General features: G+C 62.9%; 16 protein-coding genes and 1 pseudogene. 15 read left to right on the top strand and 2 right to left on the bottom strand.

The annotated features are described in order from the left end of the window. Nucleotides 1-2: 2 nt before the first annotated feature. The 9 genes from C1722_RS17550 (at nucleotide 3) to C1722_RS05010 (ending at nucleotide 7,828) form a co-directional block, all read left to right on the top strand. Nucleotides 3-152: a hypothetical protein gene (locus tag C1722_RS17550; protein ID WP_280522950.1), complete on the top strand. Its 150-nt coding sequence runs from the start codon at nucleotides 3-5 to the stop codon at nucleotides 150-152. After that, entirely contained in the window at nucleotides 149-826 is a 678-nt protein-coding gene (gene cmk, locus C1722_RS05045) for a (d)CMP kinase (RefSeq protein WP_102378273.1), read from the top strand. The genes C1722_RS17550 and cmk overlap by 4 nt, the downstream gene beginning before the upstream one ends. A gap of 62 nt (nucleotides 827-888) precedes the next feature. Beyond that, on the top strand, nucleotides 889-1,755 hold the full coding sequence (locus C1722_RS05040) for a lysophospholipid acyltransferase family protein (protein ID WP_102378272.1): 867 nt from the start codon (nucleotides 889-891) through the stop codon (nucleotides 1,753-1,755). Further along, nucleotides 1,752-2,588: a 4-hydroxy-3-methylbut-2-enyl diphosphate reductase gene (gene ispH / locus C1722_RS05035; protein ID WP_102378271.1), complete on the top strand. Its 837-nt coding sequence runs from the start codon at nucleotides 1,752-1,754 to the stop codon at nucleotides 2,586-2,588. The genes C1722_RS05040 and ispH overlap by 4 nt, the downstream gene beginning before the upstream one ends. Before the next feature lie 4 nt (nucleotides 2,589-2,592). Then, the gene (locus C1722_RS05030) at nucleotides 2,593-3,948 is read left to right on the top strand and encodes a DUF512 domain-containing protein (RefSeq protein WP_102378270.1); all 1,356 of its coding nucleotides are present in this window, start codon (nucleotides 2,593-2,595) and stop codon (nucleotides 3,946-3,948) included. Between the two features lie 41 nt (nucleotides 3,949-3,989). Next, nucleotides 3,990-5,309 carry a ribosome biogenesis GTPase Der gene (gene der, locus C1722_RS05025; protein WP_102378269.1) on the top strand — a complete coding sequence of 440 codons (1,320 nt, stop codon included), beginning with the start codon at nucleotides 3,990-3,992 and terminating at the stop codon, nucleotides 5,307-5,309. A gap of 9 nt (nucleotides 5,310-5,318) precedes the next feature. Next, the gene (gene plsY, locus C1722_RS05020) at nucleotides 5,319-6,047 is read left to right on the top strand and encodes a glycerol-3-phosphate 1-O-acyltransferase PlsY (RefSeq protein WP_102378268.1); all 729 of its coding nucleotides are present in this window, start codon (nucleotides 5,319-5,321) and stop codon (nucleotides 6,045-6,047) included. 116 nt (nucleotides 6,048-6,163) lie between these two features. Next, entirely contained in the window at nucleotides 6,164-7,165 is a 1,002-nt protein-coding gene (locus C1722_RS05015) for an NAD(P)H-dependent glycerol-3-phosphate dehydrogenase (protein ID WP_102378267.1), read from the top strand. 39 nt (nucleotides 7,166-7,204) lie between these two features. Further along, the gene (locus C1722_RS05010) at nucleotides 7,205-7,828 is read left to right on the top strand and encodes a hypothetical protein (protein ID WP_146040605.1); all 624 of its coding nucleotides are present in this window, start codon (nucleotides 7,205-7,207) and stop codon (nucleotides 7,826-7,828) included. Nucleotides 7,829-7,850: 22 nt separating this feature from the next. On the opposite strand, the gene C1722_RS05005 is transcribed toward C1722_RS05010, so the two are convergent. Together C1722_RS05005 and C1722_RS05000 are read right to left on the bottom strand one after the other, a co-directional pair. Continuing rightward, nucleotides 7,851-9,890 (bottom strand): NAD(P)H-hydrate epimerase, encoded by a 2,040-nt coding sequence (locus tag C1722_RS05005; protein ID WP_102378265.1) that lies wholly within the window; start codon nucleotides 9,888-9,890, stop codon nucleotides 7,851-7,853. A 53-nt stretch (nucleotides 9,891-9,943) separates the two neighbouring features. Next, nucleotides 9,944-10,423 carry a methylated-DNA--[protein]-cysteine S-methyltransferase gene (locus tag C1722_RS05000; RefSeq protein ID WP_102378264.1) on the bottom strand — a complete coding sequence of 160 codons (480 nt, stop codon included), beginning with the start codon at nucleotides 10,421-10,423 and terminating at the stop codon, nucleotides 9,944-9,946. Between the two features lie 265 nt (nucleotides 10,424-10,688). Between C1722_RS05000 and C1722_RS16870 the strand changes: the two are divergent. From C1722_RS16870 to queD, 6 genes and pseudogenes are all read left to right on the top strand, one after another. Next, nucleotides 10,689-11,009 (top strand): annotated as a pseudogene (locus C1722_RS16870) (ribulose-phosphate 3-epimerase); the annotation flags it as partial. 64 nt (nucleotides 11,010-11,073) lie between these two features. Beyond that, entirely contained in the window at nucleotides 11,074-12,267 is a 1,194-nt protein-coding gene (locus C1722_RS04990; RefSeq protein ID WP_342352753.1) for a cysteine desulfurase family protein, read from the top strand. A 2-nt stretch (nucleotides 12,268-12,269) separates the two neighbouring features. Next, on the top strand, nucleotides 12,270-13,079 hold the full coding sequence (locus C1722_RS04985) for a histidinol-phosphatase HisJ family protein (RefSeq protein ID WP_102378262.1): 810 nt from the start codon (nucleotides 12,270-12,272) through the stop codon (nucleotides 13,077-13,079). A gap of 27 nt (nucleotides 13,080-13,106) precedes the next feature. After that, nucleotides 13,107-14,003, top strand: a complete 897-nt coding sequence (locus tag C1722_RS04980) for a Nif3-like dinuclear metal center hexameric protein (protein ID WP_102378261.1) — start codon at nucleotides 13,107-13,109, stop codon at nucleotides 14,001-14,003. A gap of 10 nt (nucleotides 14,004-14,013) precedes the next feature. Then, nucleotides 14,014-14,736, top strand: coding sequence for a zinc ribbon domain-containing protein (locus C1722_RS04975; RefSeq protein ID WP_102378260.1), 723 nt, complete (start codon nucleotides 14,014-14,016; stop codon nucleotides 14,734-14,736). Beyond that, nucleotides 14,736-15,812, top strand: a complete 1,077-nt coding sequence (gene queD, locus C1722_RS17110) for a 6-carboxytetrahydropterin synthase QueD (RefSeq protein ID WP_219724275.1) — start codon at nucleotides 14,736-14,738, stop codon at nucleotides 15,810-15,812. Before C1722_RS04975 ends, queD begins: the two co-directional genes overlap by 1 nt. The last annotated feature ends 278 nt before the right edge of the window (nucleotides 15,813-16,090 follow it).

The raw sequence follows: 16,090 nt of genomic DNA, 5'->3' as shown, positions 1-16,090 counted from the left end.
CGGTGTTCGATTCCAAGTGCGATCACCGCCTCGCCATGACGTGGGCGCTCGTGGGCTTGTGCGGTTCGACGCCGATCGAGGTGGAGAACTTCGATTCGGTGAAAATCAGCTATCCGGAATTCTTGGACGATATTGAAAGGTTGACGCGATGATCATAGCTATTGACGGCCCCTCGGGGGCGGGAAAATCGACGGTTGCAAAAGCCGTTGCGAAGAAGCTCGATTTCTCCTGCCTTGATACCGGCGCGATGTACAGGGCCGTTGCGTGGCAGGCGCTTTCCGACGGCGTAGCCCTCGACGACGAAGAGGCGCTCGGCCGCATCGCTTGCGAGAAGAACATCGAGTTCGGGCATGCGGACGGGGATCCCGTACCCAAGCGCGTGTTCATCGACGGCATCGAGGTGACCGAGGCCATCCGTACGGCCGAGATCGATAAGGCGGTCAGCCCCGTATCCGCCGCGAAGCCGGTGCGCGAGGCGCTCGTCGCCCAACAGCAGCGCATCGGGCGGGCGGGCAACTACGTGGTCGAGGGGCGCGACATCGGCACCGTCGTGTTCCCGGAAGCCGAAGTGAAGGTGTTTTTGACCGCATCCGACGAAGAGCGCGCCCATCGCCGCGTTCGCCAGAACGTCGATCGCGGTATCGGGTCGATCGACTACGGCGAAGTGCTCGCCGATCTGCAGCGCCGCGACGAACATGACTCGACGCGCGCGACTTCGCCTCTGAAACCGGCCGACGATGCCGTGCACATCGACTCCACCGGAAGCTATATAGAAGATGTGATCGAGCGCATCTGCGAGATGGCACGCAACAAGATGAACCGCTAGAATAGGTTGCTGCTGCCGAAGGCGGCATTCGAGGTGCAACGCGATCTATCCAAAGGAACCCGATGAGTTTGTTTCTGCCATACGAGAAGATGTGGGATATGCCGCTCGGCGGCGAGTCCGACGAGAAGCAGGTGCCCCACTGGGCAGGAAACATCATATACGGGTTCCTCGCAGCCGTGTTCAAGGTGTGTTTCCGCTACCGCGTCGACGGACGCGAGAAGCTGCGCGGGTTCGAGGGAAAAAGCGGCGTGCTCGTGGTGAGCAACCACACCTCGTTTCTCGACGTTGCCTTCATGTACCTGGCTGCACGTCCGAACCAGTGGATTCGCTTTCTCGGTCGCGAGGATCTGTTCGACAACGCCAAAGGGCTTGTCGGCCAGATCCTCTCGCGCGTCGGCGCGTTTCCCATCAAACGCGATTCGGCCGATCGCTCGGCTATCAAGCGGGCAACCCGCATGCTCAAGAACAAGGAATGCGTGGGCATTCTCCCTGAAGGCACGCGGCGCGGCAAGGGGTCGAAGGATCCCGAACTGCACAGCGGCGCGGCCTTCATCGCACGTATGGGCCATGCGCCCATCCTGCCCATGACGGTGCGCGATGCCGAGAGGGTCAAGGAAAAAGGGCGGTTCTTCCGCTTTCCCAAGATAACGATCGAATACGGCGATCCTCTGCTGGTTTCCGATTTCGATTTCCTTCCGAAGGAGGAGCGGCTCGACGCGTGCACGTGGTACGCCATGCGCGAGTGCTTCGCCCTCTCGAGACGATGCGCTCCCGAAGAGGTGAACATGCGGGAACTGTTTCCCGCCTCGCGCGACTATGCGGCCGTGTTCGCGGAGCACCCCGTCGTCCGCCATACGACGCAGGAGCTGGTATCGGAGATCGAGCGCAAGGCGCAGCAGGAATCGAACGGAGGCGAGCGCGCGGCATGAAGGTTGTAAAAGCTCGTCATGCGGGGGCATGCTACGGCGTCCAACGCGCTCTCGACATGGCCTACGCCGCCATCTGCGATGGAAGCCGCGCCTACACGCTCGGCCCGCTCATCCACAATCCCCAGGTTGTGACCAGGCTCGAAGAGCGCGGTGTAGCCGTCGCCTCGACCCTCGACGATATCGACGAGGGTATCGTCATCATCCGGAGCCACGGTGTCGTTCCGCAGGTCAAGCACGATGCGGAGGCAAAAGGCCTTCCCATAATCGATGCGACCTGCCCGCATGTGGCACGCGCCCAAAAGGCGGCGTCGGGTCTTGCCGACGAGGGATATCACGTGATCGCCGTGGGCGAGGCGGGCCATCCCGAAGTCGAGGGCATGAAAGCGCATGCCGAGGTTGCCGGCGGCGAGTGCATCGTCGTGGCAGGCCCTGAGGAGCTTCCCGAGCGCCTCGAAGAGCCCGTGGGCATCGTCGTGCAGACCACCCAATCGAGAGAAGCGCTCGACGCGGTGGTCGAAGCGCTGCGGGATCGGGGCATCGAACCCCAGGTGAAGAATACGATCTGCTTCGCGACGCGCCAGCGTCAGGAGGCGGCGGCCGAACTTGCCGAAAACGTCGATGCGCTCGTGGTGATCGGCGGACGGAACTCGTCCAACACGACGCGCCTGTACGATATCTGCAAAGCCATCTGCTTCGAATCGCACCATGTTGAAACGCCTGACGAGATCGACCCCTCGTGGTTCGACGGCTGCGAGACGATCGGCGTGACGGCGGGGGCATCGACCCCCGAAGATCAGATCGACGCGGTTGTCGAGCGGTTGGAATCGCTGTAGGGCCATGGGAGATGCACCGAGAGCGCTCATAGCGTCGGTTGAAGCGGGAAGCCCTGCTGACGATGCGGGGTTCTATGCCGGATGCTCGATTACCGCGGTGGACGGAATCCCCGTACGCGACATCATCGACTGGCGTTGGATGAGCGCCGAAGACGAGATCGAGCTCTCCTACATCGACGGCGACGGCGACGAGGGATCGGTTACGCTCGAGCGAGACGGGGGTGAGGAGTGGGGCATCGAGTTCGAAGGCGCCATCTACGACGATGTGAAGCTGTGCCGCAACGCCTGCACGTTCTGCTTCATGCGCCAACTTCCCGACGACGTACGCCCCTCGCTTGTGCTGCGCGACGACGATTTCCGTTTGAGCTTTCTCCAGGGAACGTTCGTCACGCTCACGAACCTCGGCGCCGAGGATGAGGCCCGCATCGTCGAGCAGCGCATCTCGCCTCTGCGCGTATCGCTGCATGCCGTGACGCCCGAGGTGCGCCGCGGTCTGATCGGCAAGCACGCCGCCCACGGGATCGCCGCCTTGGACCGGCTGCTCGAAGCCGGCATCGAGGTGCATGCCCAGATCGTGCTGCTGCCGGGCGTGAACGACGGGGAAGAGCTCGACCGTACGCTCGCCTGGGCCTACGCGCGACCCAACGTAAAGAGCATCGGCATCGTGCCGATCGGATTCACGAAGCATCAAACGGCATTCGATAAGAGCTTCAACGACGAGACGGATGCCCGTGCGGTCATCGCGTGCATCGAACCGTTCCAAAAACGAGCTCTTGTCGAGCGCTCCACACCGTGGGTGTTTGCGGCCGACGAGTTCTATCGCAACGCCTACCCGAAGGACCTGCTCGACCACTTGCCTCCGGCCTCGTATTACGGCGATTACGACATGTTCGAAGACGGCATCGGCATCATCCGGTCGTTCGTGGACGACTGGGAGTCGAGCGGCGATGCCGAAAACCGGCTCGCTTCGCTGCTCGATCGCACCGGGAGGCGCGTCGCTTACGTGGTGGGATACGCGCAGCGGGAGTTCCTCGAGCCGCTCGTTGCCCGCGGACCGCTTGCGGGGCTCATGGAGGTGCTTCCCGTCAAGAACGAGTACTTCGGCGGCAACGTCGATGTGACGGGGCTGCTTACCGCCTCCGATATCGTGCGGGAGCTCAAGCGCGCACGAGGTTTCGATTTGGCGGCGATTCCCCGGGTGGTCTTCAACGCCGACGGCATGACGCTCGACGATATGGATTTGGGGAAAATGCAAAACGAACTCGCCGTTCCGCTTGCCGTGGTATCCTGTAATGCATCCGAGTATTTCGGGGAAATTGCAGCGCATGTGGAGCGTCTGGCCCCCGATGCCGAATGCTAGCCGCCACCCTGTGGAAGCGTGGATCGAAATAAGGAATTAACATGACATTACCGATAGTGGCAGTGGTGGGAAGGCCCAACGTGGGCAAATCCACCTTCGTGAACCGCATAGCCGAGGCCGACGAGGCCATCGTGCACGAGATGCGCGGCGTGACCCGCGACCGATCCTACCATGAAGCCGATTGGAACGGCGTGCACTTCACGCTCGTCGACACCGGCGGCATCGAAATGGGAACCGACGACGCGTTCCAGGGCTCGATCCGCTCCCAGGCGTTCGCCGCGACCCGCGAAGCCGATCTGATCGTGTTCCTCGTCGACGGCAAAACGGGCATCAACGCCGACGACGAGGAGGTTGCACGAATCCTCCGCAAGTCGGACAAGCCCATCATGCTTGCGGTCAACAAGATGGACACGCCGAACAAAGTGGATGAGATGTGGGAGTTCTACCAGCTCGGCTTGGGCGATCCGTGGCCGGTTTCGGCCATGCACGGAAACGGAACGGGAGACATGCTCGATCAGCTTGTCGAAGAGCTCAGGGCATTGCCCGAGAAAGAGGTTGGGGGAGAGCCCCTCGACGCGATCAACGTGGCCATCATCGGCAGGCCGAACGCGGGGAAGAGCTCGCTGACGAACACCATGACCGAAAACGACCGCTCGATCGTATCCGACGTGGCAGGCACCACGCGCGATGCCATCGATACGACCATCGAACACGACGGCCGCTACTACACGATCGTCGATACGGCCGGGCTTCGCCGCAAGAGCCAGATCGACGAGGATGTGGAGTACTACGGCTTCGTGCGCGCCATGCGCGCCATCGATCGCGCCGACGTCGCCCTGCTCGTGATCGACGCCTCCATCGGCCTCACCGATCAAGACCAGCGCGTGGCCGGTTTCGCGGCCGAGCGCGGGTGCGCTATGGTGATCGTGCTGAACAAGTGGGATCTCATCGAAGGCCCCGATGCCAAAGCCGAGATACGCGAGAGGATCGCCGATCGCATGTCGTTTGTGGGATACGCGCCGGTCATTTCCATCCAGGCGACGACCGGCAAGCGCGTGAACCGCATATGGGACGCGGTCGATACGGCATACGCCAACTTCAGCCAAGGGATCCCCACGAGCAAGCTCAACACGTGGCTACAGGGCATCAGGGATTTCGGTCACACCATCAGCCAGGGCAAGAAGATGCTCAAGATGAAATACGTGACCCAGACGGCAGTGAGGCCGCCTCAGTTCACGTTCTTCGTGAACCACCCCGAGATCGTCGACGACAACTACGAGCGCTACCTCGAAAACCGCTTGCGCGACAGTTTCGATCTCGTGGGAACCCCGATCAAACTCAAGTTCAAGCGGAAGGACTAGGCGTCACCCATGCAAGATTTCATCGATGCGTTCGTCGTCACGTTCGTTGTGACGTTTTTGCTCGGTTCGATCCCCTTCGGCCTCATCATCTCGAAGGTGTTCTACAAAACCGATATCCGCGAACACGGGTCGGGCAACATCGGAACCACCAATGCCATTCGGACGATGGGCAAGGTGGGCGGCTATTCGGTGTTCGTGCTCGATTTCGGGAAAGGGCTGCTCTCGGGTTTTCTCGGCATCTGGATCGGGCAGCTGTTCTTCTCGCTGCACGGCTACGGTGCGCTCGCAAGCGATCTGACCGCGATCCTTGCGCCGTTCAGGCTGGGGCCCGTCGGCGATCCCCTTGATCTTGCGACGCAGTTCTCGCAGGTGCTGCTTGCGGTATCGTTTCTCGGCTGCGTGTGGGGGCATATCTTCTCGCCGTGGCTCAAGTTCAAGGGAGGCAAGGGCATCGCGGTTGCCGTCGGGTGCCTGTTCGTCACGTTCGGCGTCGTCGGCGCAGTGCTCGAGCTCGCCATCTTCATCGTACTCGTCGTCGCGACGCGCTACGTGTCGGTCGGCTCGATCGCCGCAGCGCTCGCATGCCCGTTCTTCTCGCTGTACTTCTTCTGGGGCGACTGGCTCGCCTTCGCGCTCTGCTCGCTTGCCGGGCTCACGGTGGTGTGGGCGCATCGCGAAAATATCAAGCGGTTGCTCTCGGGCACTGAAAACCGTGTGGGAAGCAAGAAGAAGGCGTAGGTTTCGATGACGTCCGGCTCGTCTGCGGGCGGCATCGCGCATGCGCAAACCCATCGAATCCGCGCATGCGGGTTTAAGCGTACGGCGGCTTTCGGCCGCATTCGATAGGAGGACACATGACGATCTCGGTCATCGGCGCCGGCTCGTGGGGAACCGCCCTCTCGCAGCTCCTTGCGGTCGGCGAGCACGAAGTGATGCTGTGGGCCCGCAAGGACGAAGTGGTCGATTCGATCAACGAGCGCCACGTGAACCCCCGCTATCTGAGCGACGTGTTCCTGTCGGAGCGCATCAAGGCAACGACGTCGTACGGGCAGGCGCTCGACGGCGCCGAGGCGGTTGTGATCGTGACGCCGTCGAGCCTCATGCGCGAAACGGCGCAGGCCATTGCCGCGTACATCACCGATGAGACCCCGATCGTCGTCTGCTCGAAGGGCGTCGAAGAGGGGAGCGGGCTTTTGCCGGTGGAGGTGTTCGAAGCCGAGCTCGGCGGCAAGGACCGCTTGGCCGTGCTTTCGGGCCCCAACCACGCCGAAGAGGTCATCAAGCTCATGTTCTCCGCGACGGTCGTCGCCTCGTCGTCCGAAGCGACTGCGGAGTTCTTCCAGAGGCTGTTCGCCACCGATACGTTTCGCACGTACGTGAGCGACGATACCTGTGGAGTCGAGCTCTGCGCGGCGTTCAAGAACGTCATCGCCATCGCCGTGGGCTTATCCTACGGGATCGGCTACGGCGACAACACCGCAGCTCTGCTTATGACGCGCGGTCTTGCGGAGATGAGCAGGCTTGTGGCGGCATGCGGAGGCAATCCCCTTACCTGCATGGGTCTGGCGGGAACAGGCGATCTCATCGCCACCTGCACGTCCGAGCATTCGAGGAACCGCCGCTTCGGAACCATGGTCGCCGAGGGCAAGACGCTCGCCGACTTCACGGAATCGACCCATATGGTAGCCGAGGGCGCTCTTGCGTGCCGTACGCTTCAGACGCTGGCCGAGATGTATGGTGTGGAACTTCCCATCACGTCGGTGGTACGCGGCGTGGTGTGGGAAGGCGCCGATGTGAAGCAGGCGGCGCTCGATTTGGCGAGCAGGCCTCTCAAAACGGAATTCTACGGCATATAGGATGCGATCGCGATGGGTGGCGAAAGCGTTCGGCGAGCAATGGCGACACCGATAGGCGAAGGCGTTCGGCAGATGGAGCTTTCTTCGAAAGACGATGCTGCGGTTTCGGCCGACGGGGCGCACGCCCCGATGCGGCGCGCCTGCCTGCTCTTCGAAAGCCTTTTGGAAGAACGGCTCGACGGCCTCGGCGGGCGCGGGTTGCTCGGACTGACGGTTTCGGTACTCGGTTCGGCCGTTACCGTCTGCGACGCATCGCGCTACATCTACGTATACGCCCGTCAGCTCGGCTACGATATTCCGCCGTATCCGCTTGCGGGGTGCGGCGAGATACGGGAATTCTTCCGGGCCTTCGGCATAGCGAGCGTCCCCGATTTTTACGAACGCGCAGGATACGATGCCGATGCGTATGCGCAGCTGCCCGAGAAAACGGCCGTAGCGGTGAGAAGCGGGTGCGGCAAGCGCAGGCTCCTCGTTGCCGATGTGCCGTTCTGCCGCATCGAGGGGGCGATCGACATGCGCCGCAGCGCAGCTGAGGTCGACGCCGCTGCGCGTGCCGTTCTGCCGACGGTGCTTTCGGAGGCTGCGGCGCTCCCCTTGGCAGTGCGCATCCTCGAGGCAGCGCTCTGCCAAGGGGAAACGCCTGACGAGCCGATGCTGCCGTAGGCGATAGCGGGATCGTGCGGAGCTATGCCGAGGGTTCGACTCCGCTATCGGCGGCATCGATGCCGCGCAGGCGGCTGAGGTAGGGGGCGGTGTCGACGAGACGGGCGAGCTCGACGGATCCGGTGAAGCGGCGCGCTTGCGGCTTTACGAGCCCCGGCTTGTAAGCGAGCATGGTCACCGTCGTGTCGGCTGCGAACGTCGGGCGCGCTATGGTGCCGGTTTGCGCGCCGAGTCCGCTCGGGACGTCGACGGCGACGGCGAGCGGCGCGTCCTTGGCCTTCGTCGGCAGGCTCTTTCTCGACCGGTCGTGGTCGCCTCGTTCGAAGGCGCGCTTCCGATGGAATCCGCGTCCCTTCTCGCGCGACCCCTCGAAACGCCGTCTATTCGCGGCACGGATCCATCCGGCGTACGGTTCGCGCAGTTCGGTCCCCGAAAACCCGGTTCCGAGAACCGCGTCGACGACCGCTTTCGCCTCATCGAGGGCACTCGCGAGCACATCGGCGTCGGGCGCGACGAGCACGCTGAGGGGCAGGCCCCTCTCGCTTGCGTCGGCGAACGCCGCCATAGCCGTCGATCGGGCGGGTTCCGCCTTGATGCGCTCGGCGATATCGGGCGTGACGAGAATCGCCCTGTAGCCCGCTTCCGCGAGCGCATGGGCCGCTACCCACCCGTCGCCGCCGTTGTTTCCCGATCCGGCGAAAACGACAACGGGCGAGGGGTCGGGTACCCAGGCGCGGACTTCGTCGGCTACGGCGGTGCCGGCGCGCTTCATGAGCTCGGAAAGCGGCACCCCGTCGTCGGCGATCATCGATTCGAGCGCAGTCACGGCGGAAACGTCGAGCGGGCTTCTCCGATCGCGCTCTTGCTGCACGGCGTCGACGGTCATGACGCGCGTTGCGCTCAATACGCCGTTCAGCATGATGAAGGGACGCTTTTTCACCGCCGAGCGGATCGCCCGCACGATAAGCGACAGGGCCCATGCGCCCATGAATACGAGCCATGCGACGACGAACCCGGCGCGGTGGTCGGCGAAGAATGCTGCAATCGAGCTCATTTCCGAAGCCTGGGCCGGATCGAGCGATACGATGCCGAACAGCGCGAGGAACGGCGCCAGCGCCAGCGCGTAGAGGAAGCCGTACCGGGCAAGGTACTGATACCATCGCGCCCGGCTCGCGTCGGGGCGGACGATGCGCAGCTTCAGGAGCATCTGCGCGGGCGTTTGGCCCTTGGTAAGGGCGGGGATCGCAACGAAGCATAGCAGGTAGAACACGGCATCGACCGCCATGCTGACCAGCCCCCACGATACGCCTTGCGCCTCGGCTGCGGCGCGTGCGCCCGTCGCATCGAGCGCTCCGGCAACCATGGTCGAGGCGGTTTGGGCAACGAAGACGTCGATGAAGAACGAGAGAGCGCGCTTGGTTACGCTCGCCCTCATGCCCGCCTCGCGCGCCTCTTCGTTCACGAGGCGTATGTCGGGAAGCAGGCGCATGGCGGGACCGACGAGCCAAAAGCCAACCATGGATCCCAGCGTATTGAGGATGAGGTCGTCGACGTCGAAGAGGCGGTACGGGTGCAGATAGGCTCCCCAGAGCCCCGTGAGCTGCGAGAGTTCGAAGAACAGCGTGACCGAGAACCCGATGAGCAACGTCTGATACCAGGTGCGTCTGAAGTAATAGCGCAGATACATGCCGAGGGGGACGAGCAGAAGCACGTTGAAGGCCGCCTCGTACACGTAGGGGTCGCGCAGCGTGGCGAGCCACGTTGACGGATCGCCGAGCGAAAACGTCGTTTCGGCAAGGAATTCGCGGACGAAGTTGAATGGCATGAGCTGCGGCGTCGCCGCGTAGGCGACCACGGCCGAACGGTCTTCGGGCAACGGAAGGATGACGAGGAAGTACGCGCAGAGCAGATAGAACGCAAGCGAGTACACGATGAGGGTTCTGATCCAGGGGATCGACCCGAATTTGCGGTACTGGTAGATCATGTAGGGAACGGTGATGGCGAATGCGATAACAGGAAAAGCGATGGCTGCGGCGATGATGTTGTTCGTGTAAACGTTCATGGTTGCTTTCTCGTCGGGTGTCGGTGCGTGGATGCGGGCGGGTCTTGCGGTTGCTACGGAGCCTGGCGGCCTCTTTCGAGGGAGAGCAGGAACTCCTTAACCTTGAGGCCGCCGCCGCATCCTCCCGATTTGCCGTTCGCGCCGACGACGCGATGGCAGGGGATGACGATGGGAATGGGATTCTTGTTGTTCGCCTTGCCGACCGCCCTTTGGGCGCCGGGGCTGCCGATCGCTTCGGCGATCTGGCTGAAGCTCCTCGTCTCGCCGTAGGGGATTGCGCGAAGCGCCTCCCAAACGCGTTGTTGGAATGCGGTGCCCCGCGGGGCGAGCGGAAGGTCGAACGCCGTGCGCTTTCCCGCAAAGTACTCCTGAATCTGGTTCGCAGCCCGGTTGGTGAGCTCGGTGGGCTTTTCAGCTCCTTCGAGCTGCCGCGCACCGAAGGCGAGTTCGGTGATCGCTTGCCCGTCGGAGGCGATGGTAACGTGCCCGACCGGTGTGACGTAGCAGAAATACGTTGGGCAATCAGGTGTCATGGCTCGCCTTCTTTCGGTTGCATGCGCCCATTATAGTGCAGGGCGATGCATCCGTCCGTGACGAACGGATGACAACGATGCGGGCGTGACAGCGGGCGGCTTCGGTGCCGGCGCACCATGCGCGCAGGGCGCCTGCGGCAGGCTCATCGCTCCGCAAACGGTGCTTCGATGGCATGCGGCGTGTGATTTTTCGGATAAGGGGCGAACGCGGCCGTCCTCGGCTGGGCATACGTTACAATCGTGAGAGCGATGAAAGGAAGCAGGCATGTTTGAACCGGTAAAAATCGCCCCCTCGATACTCTCGGCCGACTTCATGAACATGGAGCGCGATATCGCGATGATAGAAGAAGGCGGTGCGGGGTACGTACACGTCGACGTCATGGACGGGCATTTCGTGCCGAACCTCACCCTCGGCGTGCCGTTCGTCAAGCAGCTGAAGGAAGTTGCCGAGATCCCGCTCGACGTCCACCTCATGATAGCGAATCCGCTCGTGCAGATCCCGTGGTTCCTCGAAGCGGGATCCGATATCGTTACGGTGCACCTCGAAGCGCTCGACGANGACCCGCGAGCGGCTATCGCCGAGATCGCACGCATTGCCGACGAGGCGCGCGAGCGTGCCCTCGCGGCAGGGGAAGGCGGGGTGCGCGATCGTGGGTAGGGCCGTGTACCTCGATTGGGCCGCTACGGCTCCCCTGTGCGAAGAAGCGGCGCGCGCCATGGAGCCGTACATGGTTCCGGGTCCGAACAACTTTCCCGCGGGCAGCAACGCCAACTCGCTTCACTCGGGTGGAAGGGCCGCTTTCGACGCGCTCGAGAAAGCCCGTTATTCGCTTATGCGCGATCTGGGGGCGAAGCGTCCCGACGAGATCGTCTTCACGTCGGGTGCAACCGAGGCGGACAATGCCGCGCTCGTCGGGATCGTATCCGCCTGTGCGGAAAAGAAGCGTCGGGCCGGGGCGAAGAATTTCGTTCCCCACCTGATCACGTCTTCGATCGAGCACGATGCGGTGCTTGCGGCAGCCCGCGTTCTCGAGCGTACGGGTTGCGAGGTGACCGTGCTCGATCCGGATCGGCAGGGCTTCGTCGAAGTCCGGGCGCTCGAGGCGGCGCTCAAGGAAAATACGGTGCTCGTGTCCATCCATATGGTGAACAACGAAATAGGTTCGGTGCAGCCCGTCGCCGAGCTTGCGGCGATCGCGCGCGATGCGGGTGCGCTGTTCCATACCGATGCCGTGCAGGCGCTCGGCAAGATGCGCATCGACCTCGATGCGCTCGGCGTCGATGCGGCGTCGTTTTCAGCCCACAAGATCGGCGGCCCGAAAGGCTCGGGTGCGCTCTACCTGCGCACGAACACGCCGTTCGATCCGCTCGTTGTGGGCGGAGGCCAGGAGTCGGGACGTCGAAGCGGCACCCAGAACGTCTGCGCTGCGGCGGGGTTCGCTGCGGCCTGCGCGGCGTCGTGTGCGATGCAGGAGCTTGAGGCCGAGCGTTTGCGGGCTTTGCGCGACGATCTCTACGAGCGGCTCGCAGAATTCCCCCGTGTGTACCCGAGCGTCGAGGTTGAGCGCGGGAGCAGGGATTTTGCGCCCCATGTGGTAAACGTGTGCGTGGAGGGCTTCGAGAGCGAGACGCTGATACTGCGCCTTGACATGAGGGGCATTGCGGTATCGGGCGGCTCGGCCTGCTCGTCGCATTCGCTCGATCCGAGCCATGTGCTCAAAGCGCTCGGCATTTCCGACGACCGTGCTTTCGGGTCGCTGCGCGTATCGCTCGGCCGCTACACCGAGCCCGAGGATGTGGAATCGTTCATGGCGGCTTTCGAAGAGAGCCTGAAGGGAATCTGAGCATGGAGCTTGTCACCACGCATACGCATACGGGATTCACCGGCCACGGAAAGGGGACCGTCGACGAGCTGGTGAATGCGGCGCGATCTGCGAACATCAGCGTGCTCGCGATCACCGAGCATTATCCGCTGTCGGCCGCGATCGACCCGAAGAACTACGTCGGGATGGCCGCCGAGCGCCTTGAAGAGTACGTTGCCGACATAGAGGCGGCCCGCAGCCGCTACGACGATATAGAGATCCTGCTCGGTTGCGAGCTCGATTGGCTCGGCGACGACGAGGACCGCGTCTTTGCGCCGCACGAGTTCGACCGGTTCGAGGTCGTTATGGGGTCGGTCCATTTCGTGGACGCGTGGCCCTTCGACGATCCTGCCCAGCGCGATCATTGGGAGAACGTCGGGGCCGATAGCATATGGCGCCGCTATTTCGAGGTATGGTGCGAATCGGTGTCTTCCGACATGCCGTTTTCCATCATGGCCCATCCCGATCTGGTCAAGAAGTTCAACTACCGCCCCTCGTTCGACCCGATGTGCCTTTACCGCGACGCCGCCGAGGCGCTGCGCGAAAGCGGCAGGATGGTCGAGGTCAACACGTCGGGTTCGTATTACGCGTGCGCCGAAATGTTTCCCTCGCCGCAGCTCTTGGCTGAATTCTGCCGTGCCGGGATACCCTGCACGGTCGGCACCGATGCCCATGAACCGCATCTGGTGGCTCGCGATATCGAAAAGGGGTACCGCGCGATGTACGAAGCTGGTTACCGCGAGGTTACGGTACCGACACGGGACGGGGATCGAAGAAGCATTACAATCGAGTAAACCGCACGTCGAGGAAAAGAGGTTGCCATGGTTTCAGCTCGAAAGGAAAAGACGAAGAACGGACTTGCGCAGCGGGCGTCGGGAACGCTGTCGAAACAGGCGTTCGTCATGACCGTAGGAGGTCTCGAGCGGGCGCTGCTCAAGAAGTACCCCGCCGCCGATGCGGAAGCATGGGATAGGACGGGGCTTACCGTCGGCGATCCGACCCGTCCGATCGAGAACGTCGCGATCGCGCTCGATCCGACCGTCGAGGCGGTGAAGGAGGCAGCGAGCCTCAAAGCCAACGTGCTCGTCACCCACCATCCCGTATTCCTCGAGGCTCCTGCAACGTTTCGGCCTGCTCCCTCGAGTGCCCTCGTCGATGGGGCGGTCGTGTGGGCCGCCGTCGAGAGCGGCGTTGCCGTCATGTCGTTTCATACGGCGCTCGATGTGAGCCAGGACGCTGCCCGCGCGCTGCCAGGCATGCTCAACCTCATGCTCAAGGGCATCGTCCAGCCGCTCGAGGCGAGCAAGCGGAAGGGATACGGGCAGCTCTGCACGGTTCGCGCAGCCGATGCGCCGCTCACGCTCGGGCAGCTCGCTGCGCGTTGCACGTCGGTGTTCGGCAGGCAGCCGCGCGTGTGGGGCGATTTCTCCCAAGAGCTTTCGACGGTGGTCACCTGTACCGGCAGTGCGGCCGATCTTTCGCGCGCCTGTCTTGAAACGGGAGCCGATTGTCTGGTGGCAGGTGAGGTAAAATACCATGATGCGCTCGCAGCATCACAGGCGGGTCTCGCGGTGATCGACCTGGGGCACGACACGAGCGAGATGCCCCTTGTGGCGGTGTTGGCCGCTGCGGTGGAGGCGGCGGGAGTGCCGAAGGAGAGGATGGCCGTACTCGATCAGAGCGCGAATTGGATGTATCCCGAAACGACCAGGATGTAAGGAAGAGCCTATGAAGGCAGACACGAAAGATCTGGCCACGCTGCTCAGCATGCAGCATATCGATATGGAACTGATCAGGGCAAAGAAAAAGCTTGCCGAGCTGCCGCAGCGCGCTCAGATACTCGAGATCCGCAAGAAGAAGCAGGCCGTCGAGGAGAAGCAGGCGAAGATCGCGGCTATGAGGAAGGAAGCCGATCTTGCGGCCGCACGGATCAAAGACGAAGACGAGCGCCTTGCGGGCCGCCAGCGCGAAACCCAGGAGAAGATCGAGGAGTCGCGCGGCGATTACCGCAGCGTCGAGGCGCTTACGAAGGACATGGGCGGCATTACCAAGCGCCGAGAGACCCTCGAGGAAGACCTTGCCGAAGCGAGGGGGAAGCTTGCTCAGATAGAGAAGGTTCAATCTCAGATCACGGCAGCGCTCGAGAAGATCGTCGTCCAGGAAAACGCCTACGTCTCTTCGTTTCAGAAAGAGGGCGGCGGGTTGAATGCCGGTATCGCGGGAGCAGAAAAGCAGCGCTCGGAGCTCGCGGCATCGCTTCCCGCCGAGCTGCTTGCCGAGTACGAGAAGATAGCCCGCAAATCGGGCGGCATCGCGTTAGCGCGGCTTGCGAACGGGTCGTGCAGCGTATGCCGAGCGACCATTACCGAGGGCAAGCTTCTGCAGGTGCAGGCCGAAGCTCCCCTGAGCACGTGTCCTGCCTGCAAGCGCATGCTGGTGGTGGGCGAGTGATGAAGGCGTTTCTCAACACCGACGGCGGCAGCAGGGGAAACCCCGGCATTGCGGGCTTCGGGTTCGATCTCGTTGACGAAAACGGCGCGCCGATCGCTTCGGGCGGCTGGTTTCTGCCGAAGGCGACGAACAACGTCGCCGAGTACTCCGCTTTGGTGTGGGGCCTCGAAAACGCGCTGGCCGCCGGCGTTGCGGATATCACGGTGCGGGCCGACTCCGAGTTGATGGTCAAGCAGATGCTCGGGCAGTACAAGGTGAAGAGCGAGGATCTCAAGCCCTTGTTCATGCGGGCGAAAGATCTGTTCTCCCGGTTCGCGAAAGCGTCGATCGCGCATGTGTACCGCACGGAGAACAAGCGCGCCGACGCGCTTGCGAACGAGACCATGGATGCGCGCGGCCCGGTGGGCAGCTACCTCGTGGCATGGGAAGAATCGCCGACGAACCTGTTCGACGTCGGAGCCGCGGCACCGCTGCGATCCGAAAAAACCGAAGCGATGTCGTTTGCGGAATGGAACGCCCGGACATCGAACGGCGAGGGCCCCGACCGGACGGCGTCCGCCGGCAGCCGCGATCAAGCTGAACCGTGCGCCGAGCGCTGCCAGGCGGCGCTGCACGAAAACGAACCGATGAAAGGGACATCCATGGAGCACAATCCCGCCTATTCCGGCCCCGGCCGGCTGACGGGCGAAACGTACGAACATGCGGGCGGCCATTACGAGCTGACGGTGAAGGATCACTTCGACGCGGCGCACGCCCTTCCGGGCTACGATGGTCCCTGCCGTTTCCTCCATGGGCATACCTGGGATATCGAGGTCACCATCGCAGGCCAGCACCTCGACGACGTGGGGATGCTCTACGACTTCAAAGACATAAAGCGCGATCTGCATGCGGTTCTCGAGAACTTCGACCATCGCTGCATCAACGAGGTCGCTCCGTTCGACATCATCAATCCGACCGCCGAGCACATGGCGCGCGTTATCTTCTACGAGCTTGAGAAAACGCTGCCCGCCCCGATTTCCCTCAAAGAGGTCGCCGTGTGGGAGAGCCCTGCTGCCCGCGTGGCGTATCGCCCGTAGGGCGCAAGCCCTCCCGAAAGGCTTCGGGCTCATGTATCCGAACCCGAAGTTTCTGGCAGAAAAACGAAGCAATTCGTCGCAATTCGTTATCGTTTCTGCGGGCGATGCCAGTGTCGACTCGCTGAACTGGGGTCACGCGGTGGCTGCGAGCGGAATCAGCCGTACGCGCTTCGCCCAGCGGCTACTCGCGACGAACTGCTTGCATTTTCTGCCACGATGAGGGGGTGCGGCGGCCCGATGCTTACGGCGGGCATGCGTCCGTTCGGGGCCGCGGGGCA

It is taken from the genome of Raoultibacter timonensis, assembly GCF_900240215.1.
In the GTDB taxonomy this organism is placed as follows: Bacteria; Actinomycetota; Coriobacteriia; order Coriobacteriales; family Eggerthellaceae; genus Raoultibacter; species Raoultibacter timonensis.
Note: the sequence above shows the minus strand (reverse complement) of the source record. Positions and strands in the feature narration are given on the sequence as shown.

What these genes read in the sequence shown, in the direction of transcription:
- C1722_RS05010 (WP_146040605.1), top strand. Translation starts at nt 7,205, where the DNA reads ATGGCGACACCGATAGGCGAAGGCGTTCGGCAGATGGAGCTTTCTTCG.
- plsY (WP_102378268.1), top strand. Translation starts at nt 5,319, where the DNA reads ATGCAAGATTTCATCGATGCGTTCGTCGTCACGTTCGTTGTGACGTTT.
- C1722_RS05015 (WP_102378267.1), top strand. Translation starts at nt 6,164, where the DNA reads ATGACGATCTCGGTCATCGGCGCCGGCTCGTGGGGAACCGCCCTCTCG.
- C1722_RS05030 (WP_102378270.1), top strand. Translation starts at nt 2,593, where the DNA reads ATGGGAGATGCACCGAGAGCGCTCATAGCGTCGGTTGAAGCGGGAAGC.
- ispH (WP_102378271.1), top strand. Translation starts at nt 1,752, where the DNA reads ATGAAGGTTGTAAAAGCTCGTCATGCGGGGGCATGCTACGGCGTCCAA.
- C1722_RS05000 (WP_102378264.1), bottom strand. Translation starts at nt 10,423, where the DNA reads ATGACACCTGATTGCCCAACGTATTTCTGCTACGTCACACCGGTCGGG.
- queD (WP_219724275.1), top strand. Translation starts at nt 14,736, where the DNA reads ATGAAGGCGTTTCTCAACACCGACGGCGGCAGCAGGGGAAACCCCGGC.
- der (WP_102378269.1), top strand. Translation starts at nt 3,990, where the DNA reads ATGACATTACCGATAGTGGCAGTGGTGGGAAGGCCCAACGTGGGCAAA.
- C1722_RS04980 (WP_102378261.1), top strand. Translation starts at nt 13,107, where the DNA reads ATGGTTTCAGCTCGAAAGGAAAAGACGAAGAACGGACTTGCGCAGCGG.
- C1722_RS04975 (WP_102378260.1), top strand. Translation starts at nt 14,014, where the DNA reads ATGAAGGCAGACACGAAAGATCTGGCCACGCTGCTCAGCATGCAGCAT.
- C1722_RS04985 (WP_102378262.1), top strand. Translation starts at nt 12,270, where the DNA reads ATGGAGCTTGTCACCACGCATACGCATACGGGATTCACCGGCCACGGA.
- C1722_RS05005 (WP_102378265.1), bottom strand. Translation starts at nt 9,890, where the DNA reads ATGAACGTTTACACGAACAACATCATCGCCGCAGCCATCGCTTTTCCT.
- cmk (WP_102378273.1), top strand. Translation starts at nt 149, where the DNA reads ATGATCATAGCTATTGACGGCCCCTCGGGGGCGGGAAAATCGACGGTT.
- C1722_RS05040 (WP_102378272.1), top strand. Translation starts at nt 889, where the DNA reads ATGAGTTTGTTTCTGCCATACGAGAAGATGTGGGATATGCCGCTCGGC.